Annotated in this window: 13 protein-coding genes and 2 pseudogenes; 12 read left to right on the top strand and 3 right to left on the bottom strand. The window is 44.9% G+C overall.

What is annotated here, in order from left to right; all coding sequences use genetic code 11:
- From AC805_RS12435 to AC805_RS12485, 12 genes and pseudogenes are all read left to right on the top strand, one after another.
- Positions 1-684: HEAT repeat domain-containing protein (locus AC805_RS12435; RefSeq protein WP_197278712.1), on the top strand; the 684-nt coding region annotated here is incomplete at its 5' end.
- 32 nt (positions 685-716) lie between these two features.
- The gene (locus AC805_RS12440) at positions 717-1091 is read left to right on the top strand and encodes a hypothetical protein (protein ID WP_055075734.1); all 375 of its coding nucleotides are present in this window, start codon (positions 717-719) and stop codon (positions 1089-1091) included.
- A gap of 42 nt (positions 1092-1133) precedes the next feature.
- Positions 1134-1364 (top strand): DUF2281 domain-containing protein, encoded by a 231-nt coding sequence (locus AC805_RS12445; protein ID WP_055075735.1) that lies wholly within the window; start codon positions 1134-1136, stop codon positions 1362-1364.
- Positions 1358-1705, top strand: coding sequence for a type II toxin-antitoxin system PemK/MazF family toxin (locus AC805_RS12450; RefSeq protein ID WP_055075736.1), 348 nt, complete (start codon positions 1358-1360; stop codon positions 1703-1705). Before AC805_RS12445 ends, AC805_RS12450 begins: the two co-directional genes overlap by 7 nt.
- Positions 1706-1711: 6 nt before the next feature.
- Positions 1712-2044 (top strand): XisI protein, encoded by a 333-nt coding sequence (locus AC805_RS12455; protein WP_055075737.1) that lies wholly within the window; start codon positions 1712-1714, stop codon positions 2042-2044.
- Positions 2045-2176: 132 nt separating this feature from the next.
- Positions 2177-2422: a DUF2281 domain-containing protein gene (locus AC805_RS12460; protein ID WP_055075738.1), complete on the top strand. Its 246-nt coding sequence runs from the start codon at positions 2177-2179 to the stop codon at positions 2420-2422.
- Positions 2419-2805, top strand: coding sequence for a type II toxin-antitoxin system VapC family toxin (locus tag AC805_RS12465; protein ID WP_055075739.1), 387 nt, complete (start codon positions 2419-2421; stop codon positions 2803-2805). The genes AC805_RS12460 and AC805_RS12465 overlap by 4 nt, the downstream gene beginning before the upstream one ends.
- Before the next feature lie 3 nt (positions 2806-2808).
- A pseudogene (gene tumA / locus AC805_RS27360) lies at positions 2809-3024 on the top strand (antitoxin TumA); the annotation flags it as partial.
- A gap of 87 nt (positions 3025-3111) precedes the next feature.
- Positions 3112-3225: pseudogene (locus tag AC805_RS27365) on the top strand (DUF2281 domain-containing protein); the annotation flags it as partial.
- 26 nt (positions 3226-3251) lie between these two features.
- A complete protein-coding gene (locus tag AC805_RS12475) occupies positions 3252-3545 on the top strand; it encodes a DUF433 domain-containing protein (RefSeq protein WP_055075740.1) in 294 nt (97 codons plus the stop codon).
- Entirely contained in the window at positions 3542-3886 is a 345-nt protein-coding gene (locus tag AC805_RS12480) for a DUF5615 family PIN-like protein (RefSeq protein WP_055075741.1), read from the top strand. Before AC805_RS12475 ends, AC805_RS12480 begins: the two co-directional genes overlap by 4 nt.
- A gap of 54 nt (positions 3887-3940) precedes the next feature.
- A complete protein-coding gene (locus AC805_RS12485) occupies positions 3941-4150 on the top strand; it encodes an element excision factor XisI family protein (protein WP_082429482.1) in 210 nt (69 codons plus the stop codon).
- 50 nt (positions 4151-4200) lie between these two features.
- Here AC805_RS12485 and AC805_RS12490 read toward each other — a convergent pair whose 3' ends face one another.
- The 3 genes from AC805_RS12490 to AC805_RS12500 all read right to left on the bottom strand — a co-directional run bounded on the left by AC805_RS12490 (position 4201) and on the right by AC805_RS12500 (position 7032).
- Entirely contained in the window at positions 4201-5415 is a 1215-nt protein-coding gene (locus AC805_RS12490) for a M20 family metallopeptidase (RefSeq protein WP_055075742.1), read from the bottom strand.
- Positions 5416-5495: 80 nt separating this feature from the next.
- Positions 5496-6188 carry a GvpL/GvpF family gas vesicle protein gene (locus tag AC805_RS12495; RefSeq protein ID WP_055075743.1) on the bottom strand — a complete coding sequence of 231 codons (693 nt, stop codon included), beginning with the start codon at positions 6186-6188 and terminating at the stop codon, positions 5496-5498.
- A 16-nt stretch (positions 6189-6204) separates the two neighbouring features.
- Positions 6205-7032: a DUF1997 domain-containing protein gene (locus tag AC805_RS12500; RefSeq protein WP_055075744.1), complete on the bottom strand. Its 828-nt coding sequence runs from the start codon at positions 7030-7032 to the stop codon at positions 6205-6207.
- Positions 7033-7275 lie beyond the last annotated feature (243 nt).

Raw genomic sequence — 7275 nt, forward strand, 5'->3', positions numbered from 1 at the left:
AATGCAGCAGAGGCATTAGGCAAGATTGGTAGTGACAAAGCTGTTGAACCTCTCATTCTCGCCCTCAAGAATTCTGATCATTATGTACGAAGGAATTTAGAGGCATTATTAGGTAAGATTGACAGTGCCGTTGAACCTCTCATTCTCAAATACAAGGATGATGAGCAAAGGAATGCGGCAGAAGCATTAGTGAAAATTGGCAGTTACAAAGCCTTTGAGCTTCTCATTCTCGCTCTCAAGGATTCTAATGATGATGTGCGTAGGAATGCAGCAGATGCATTAGGAAAGATTGGCAGCGACAAAGCCGTTGAGCCTCTCATTCTCGCTCTCAAGGATTCTGACGATGATGTGCGAAAGAATGCAGCAGATGCATTAGAAAAGATTGCTAAAACCGATCGCAACTTACCCACCCTCACCCAACAACTCCCCCATCTCCTCACCCTCATCCCCACAAAATCCAGCCAACAAGCCATCTCAGTCATCACCGCCATCCAAGCCCGATGCAAATACTACAACTACGACATAGCCCAAACACCCTTACTCCCCGAAGATAACCCCAACCCCACTACAGGCAACACCTACATCTTCAACGACAAAGTAGACCAAGTAGTTGCTGGAAACCTAACAGTGCATGGTGATAATATTGCCTCACAAAACAACCAAAAGACAGCACCTGAATCCTAACCAACCACTAAACATTACCCAGTGAGAAAACTATGACCTTTAACTTCAACGCCCCCGTAGGACAAGTCATCGCAGGCGATCAAACCGTTACAGGCGACAACATCGGCACACAAAACAACTACTACGGCACAGACGACCCCGACACCCAACAACTAGCCAACGAACTCGATGAAATCCTACAAGGAATCGTCCCTCAAATCTCCGATCCCACCAGCGAAGCAGGCAAAGAAATCATCACCGCCGCCGCAATGGAAGAGATAGAAAACAAACCAACCCTTAAAGATCGTCTAGTTGCTGCACTTACAGCAGGCGCATTTGAAGCCATCAAAAAAATTGCCAAAAATGATTTTGTTGAAGTCTTCCTTACCGCCTTCAAAGCAGGACTTGAAGCCAAACCTAAAAAGTAAAACCCCTATTCCAGCTATCAGCCGTATCAAAAAGTGAAACTTATGACAGTACAAGACCTAGCGATCGCCAAAATCCAACATCTTCCCAACGAACTCGCTCAGGAAGTAAGTGATTTTATTGACTTTCTCATGCTCAAACAGGACAACCAACGCTGGCAGCAATGGACGCAATTTAGCGAATCCCTAACCATCAGCGAATCCGACTTTAGCGACTATCTCAAAAATCTAGAAGACTACGAAGAAAAACTAGTACGCGGAGAAATCCAATGGTAGCAGTCACCAGAGGCGATATCGTCCTATGTGACCTCAATCCCGTAATTGGCACAGAACAATCAGGCATCCGACCTGTCGTTATTGTCCAAAGCGATCGCGCCAACCGAGTCAGCCCCCATACAATCATCGCCCCATTCACAACCAAAATTCGTAGCGCACTTTTGCCCTCTCACGTATTTGTCCCCAAAGGCATCGGTGGTCTTTCTCAAGACTCAGTAATCCTCTGCGAACAGATTCGAGTGATTGATAAAACTAGAATTCGCAAAGCGATCGGGCAATTAGAAGAACCATATATTCAACAACTAGCCCAAGCTTTAAAAACTATTCTTGATTTGCAATAACCGCAAATGGATAAACTAGAAAATTACCGTCTATACATTCAAAATCTTCTGGAAAGACATAGTCATTTTAAAAGTCAAGACGATGTACAGAGTGAGTTGATTTTTGACACCGTGCGCGATCGCTATCAACTGATGCGTATTGGCTGGAAAGGCTTGAAGCGTGTCTATCATACTGTTCTACATTTTGACATCAAAGACGGAAAAATCTGGCTACAGCAAAATACAACTGATATTGACGTAGGACAAGAATTATTAGAATTTGGTATTCCCAAAGAAGACATTGTGCTGGGTTTACATCCTCCCTACAAAAGACCCTATACAGGCTATGGAGTTGCTTAGGCAACAAGTGTATTTAAAGCGATCAAAAAATCGCCAAAAATGATTTTGTTGAAGTTTTCCTTACCGCCTTCAAAGCAGGACTTGAAGCCAAACCTAAGAAGTAAAATATAGCTATATGCAGGAGCTTAGACAATGACAACTACTACACAACCCCTAGATACAGAAATCTTGCAAACCATAGCCCAGATGCCAGAACCACTCAAACGAGAAATTCTGCACTATGCCAAATATCTCATCGATAACCACTCGAAAGAAATTACCCAAAATGCACCACCAGCCAGAAAACGTCGCGTTGGAATTTTAAAAGGGACATTCGTATTACCATTGCCCGATGACTTTGACGAGCCACTAGAAGACTTTAAGGAATATATGGAATGAGCCAATATCTGCTAGACACCCATACATTTATTTGGCTATCAGAAAATAGCGATCAACTATCCAGCAATCTCAAAGATATCATCGAAGAAGCCGATACTGTCTATCTCAGCATCGTGAGTCTCTGGGAAATTGCCATCAAGTTAAATCTCGGTAAATTGTCATTACAACAAGAATACGAAGCTATTGAAACAGAACTTGAAGCCTCAGATATTCTATTGCTTCCCATCACATTCAGCGACACCATCCAAATCCGAGATCTTCCACTACATCACCGCGATCCATTTGACCGAATGTTGATCGCTCAAGCAATTACCAGATCTCTCACAGTGATTAGTCGAGATGTTGCCTTCGATGCCTATCCCATTCAACGATTCTGGACATAAACGATGACACGTCTACCCCAAACCATTACCTATCAATCCCCACTCGATGCCCTCATCGCCGTTGCCAAAAGACTTAGCCTCTACGAAAATCAACACAAACTCGATTCTGAAGAATTTTTCCATCAATATTGCCAAGGAAAAACATCAGATGAAATTGAATTTATCGAATGGGCAAACGACTATCAACACTATCTCGCCCTGCGTCAGGAAGTAGAACAAGATCAACGCCCCAAATGTATAGGCATGGGCGACAGTGGCATAACCAACCTATCCGAACGAGTTGACGAGCTACTTTATGCCGATCATCAAGCCCCATCTCCCATTAAAAAACATCGAGTAGGTATATTAAAAGATACATTCGTTTTGCCATTACCCGATGACTTTGATGAACCCCTAGAAGACTTTCAAGAATATTCATGACAGTTCAAATCAAAAAATAAATCATCATGAAAACAGCAACCATCTCCCGCCATGTCACCCGTAACCCTGAAATTCTCTCAGGTGAACCAATCATCGATGGAACCAGAACACCCGTTAGAGCGATCGTTGAAAACTGGCGCTTAGGAGTTAGACCAGAAGAAATTCCATTACACTTACCACATCTCAATCTCGCGCAAATCTTTGACGCACTTAGCTTTTACCTAGACAACCAAGCAGAAATCAACGAATACATCGAACGCAACCACGTTCCCGATGAGCTAGTGCATCCACTTATCAAAGCAAGATTAAATCAAAGATGACTATTTTCGCCCAAGTTTACATCGATGAAGATGTGGATATTCTTGTTGCCTCCCTACTCATCGCTAGAGGATTAGACGCAACCACAGCAAGACAACAAAGAACCTTAGGTGAACTCGATCCCCAACAACTAGCATTTGCAGCATCAATGGGGCGTTGTATGCTAACCCACAACCGACTCGATTTTGAGAAACTACATACGAGTTATGTCTTGAACAACCAGACACATGCAGGAATCATCATCGCAAAACGGAGAAATCCCTATGAAATTGCCGAAAGGGTTGCCATGCTTCTCGATACTTTGACAGCCGATGAAATTGCGAATCAATTGCTTTACATTTGATCGCTATCAATTAAAGCTGATTGTCTATGAACCCATCGCTGAGGAGATAATCAAATGGATAAACTAGAAAATTACCGTCTATACATTCAAAAACTTCTGGAAAAGCATAGTCATTTTAAAAGTCAAGACGATATACAGAGTGAGTTGATTTTTGACACCGTGCGCGATCGCTATCAATTAATGTGTATTGGCTGGAAAGGCTTGAAGCGTGTTTATCATATTAGACATGAAAAGCTTGTAATCAAGAGCGCCCTGCCCGCGTAGCGGGCAGGGCGCTCTTGATTATGAGCGACTGAGAGCAAAGCAAAACCGAACTAAGCCAAAAATTTCTCCACACAACGGGCAAATATCTCCACCCCAGTCGCCAAAACCGTCTCATCGAAGTTAAATCGGGGATGATGGTGGGGATAGGCTAAACCCTTGTCAGGATTAGCAGAACCAAGAAAGAAATAGCATCCAGGGACGGCTTCCAAAAAGAAAGACACATCTTCTCCCCCCATAGTTTGACATTCGGGAATGATGCCAGCGGGAGTTTCGATTACGGTTTCGGCGACGGAGCGTACTAATTCCGCGATCGCGCGATCGTTAATTACCGCAGGGTAGAGCTTTGTATATTTAAGTTCGTAGGAAGCCCCGTGAGCCGCGCAAATTCCAGCGATCGTCTCTTCCAACCGCAAAGCTAGTTTCGCGCCAACGGCAGGGTTAAAAAACCTGACCGTGCCACTAATCCGCGCAGAATCAGCAATAACATTGGTCGCGGAACCCGCATGGAATTCCCCAATGCTAATCACAGCGGATTCGAGAGGGCTCACATTGCGCGACACGATCGCATGAATGGCATTTACCACTTGAGACGCAACTAAAATGGAATCAATGGTTTGATGGGGCAAGGCTCCATGTCCTCCCCGTCCGATAATTTTGCAATGGAAGTATTCCGTCGCCGCCATCAAGGCTCCCGATCGCACGCCAACCGTACCGAGGGGCAAATTATTCCAAATATGCAAACCAATCAAGGCATCAACCTTGGGGTTTTCGAGTACCCCCGCTTCAATCATCGGTTTTGCGCCCCCAGGTCCCTCCTCGGCAGGCTGAAAAATAATTTTCACCGTACCGCTAAAATCCGCCCGTTCCCACAGATATTTTGCCACCCCAAGCGCGATCGCCGTATGTCCGTCGTGACCGCAGGCATGCATCATGTTATCGATCTGGGATTTATAACCGATGATATTTTCTTCTTGAATGGGGAGCGCATCCATATCGGCGCGGATGGCTAACACCTTTTGATGTCCCTGCTTCTTACCAACAATTGTCGCAACAATACCTGTTTTTGCAATCTCCGTTTGATGGGGAATGCCCCAAGCCGTTAACTTCTCAGCGATCGCCGTAGATGTACGGTGTTCGTGAAACCCTATTTCGGGGAAGCGATGAAAGTCCCTACGCCATTGAACGAGGCTAGGTTGCAGCTCGAGGATATCAGGACGAATCTGAAAATTCGTATGGGTGGGGGAGGCGGTGGTAGCAAAAGACATGACGGTTTAACAGCGCGACTATTGCACCGATCTTAGTTCAAATCTTATTTCAAATTTTAGTTCAAATTTTAGTTCAAATTTTAGTTCAAAAAATGATAGGGCGGTAAAGCTTGACTCCAAGCGATTTGCCAATGGGAATGCTGAGATTCCCAAGATTGCAATACTTTTTGGATAGGTTCGCCCTGCGATCGCGGTAATAATGCATAAACGCGTAGGGTTTCTGAGCCTTGCGTCTCCACCTGCTGAAATTCTGCTTTAGATTCAGGGCTTAAATTAGCGCTGAGGATTTGCAGATACTCAAGGGCTTCCTGTTGCAATTGCGATCGCCGTTGTTCCTGTTGTAGATACTGCGATCGCTTAGCTAAGAGATAGTCTTTGCCCTTGAGTTGTTTCGCTGCTTCCGCCTTGGGCGCGATCGCCGATCCCGTAATTAAAAACTCCGCATATCCCTCTAATTTTTGTAAATTTGCCAGTAATTTTGCAGATTCAGTCCGTAAATAAGTTTCTAAAGCCTCGATCGACACAAAGGCAGTCCCAAAACGCAGAGGTAAGAGGGTGCGTTCGCTAAATAATTCACAAATTAGGCGATCGTGTAGCACGATCGCCTGCATCAGCGCCGATTCGGGAAACAATTTCAAGGCTTCAATATCCACATCTGCCTCGATCGCCGCCACCAAGCGATCGCAAGGCAAATATTGAATCGATTTCCCCTTAATTCCCAAAGGTTTAATGTCAGGAACAGGTGCAAGCAAAATCGCATAGGTATAGAGCATGATTAAACGTAGAGGGCTATCTTCTCAGCTTAATCTGCTTCGGAACCTTAATTGCATGGGTCTTATGAAAGTCGTCTTGCACCTTAGCTGTCAGACTCTTAGATACCCGTTTGACCACAAAACCGAGCACCCCATCCCCTGTTTTTTGCAAAATATCCTGAGACAAGCGCAGGATAAATGGCGGAAATTGCAGCGATACGACAATATTCAAGTCCCACTCAATGCTAGTCATGATCGCCGTTCCCCCCGATCCTGACTGTAAATCTACGGTTTTTTCCTCGAGACGCATCTCCGCTTGAAAATCCACCTCATAGCCCTGCGGTGGTTGGTTGGGGATGGGGATAGTCACAATCCGATAGGTTGAATTTTCATCGGGGGGCAATAAATCTAGCCCCACCCTCGCATCGACTTGAAAGCCCATGGCTCCCACTTGCCCCACCCCCATAGCATATCCCGTTGTACCAATCGGATCGGCTTTAAAAGGATGAGCGCAACGCCTAAACCAACCTTGATGGGCATCGAGATACTTCATTACCGTCTGCTTGTCCGCAAACAAGTCCATATAGCCCACGTAATTATTATGAAATGCGGTTTTATCGGACTTAGCCTTGTCTCCACTCTGAGGATCGCGATCGCTGGCTAGTGAAGATTTCTCGGTGGCATCCCCAACTGGAGGAGCGTCGGGATCTGGAAGCTCAAATCGATGATCCTCCGTACCCGATCCGTAGGTAGCCATCATCGCCGCCTCCTGTTCGGAGGTTAACAAAAAATCCGAGTCATTTTCCCCCATGTCTTCTTGATATGAATCTTGATTTGCAGTCGATGGAATTGGTTCTTGCTGCATGACAAATACCTTACAAATACCTTAAAAACTGTTTTCTCAGACTATAGCAATCCTAAATAGTTTGTGGAAAGCTCATCCCAAAGGAGTATGCCTCCCCAACCAGCTTCAAATCCAATAGAATAACTTATATAACTATAGCCAAATAAGTTAAGACATAAAGCCCAGAAGAGTGTTGCGGCGCTTCGCGCCGCAACACTCTTCTGGGCTTTGTTTTTGTCCTAACATAACTGGCTACTGCTATAC

Origin of the sequence: Pseudanabaena sp. 'Roaring Creek', from assembly GCF_001402795.1 — a bacterium.
In the GTDB taxonomy this organism is placed as follows: domain Bacteria; phylum Cyanobacteriota; class Cyanobacteriia; order Pseudanabaenales; family Pseudanabaenaceae; genus Pseudanabaena.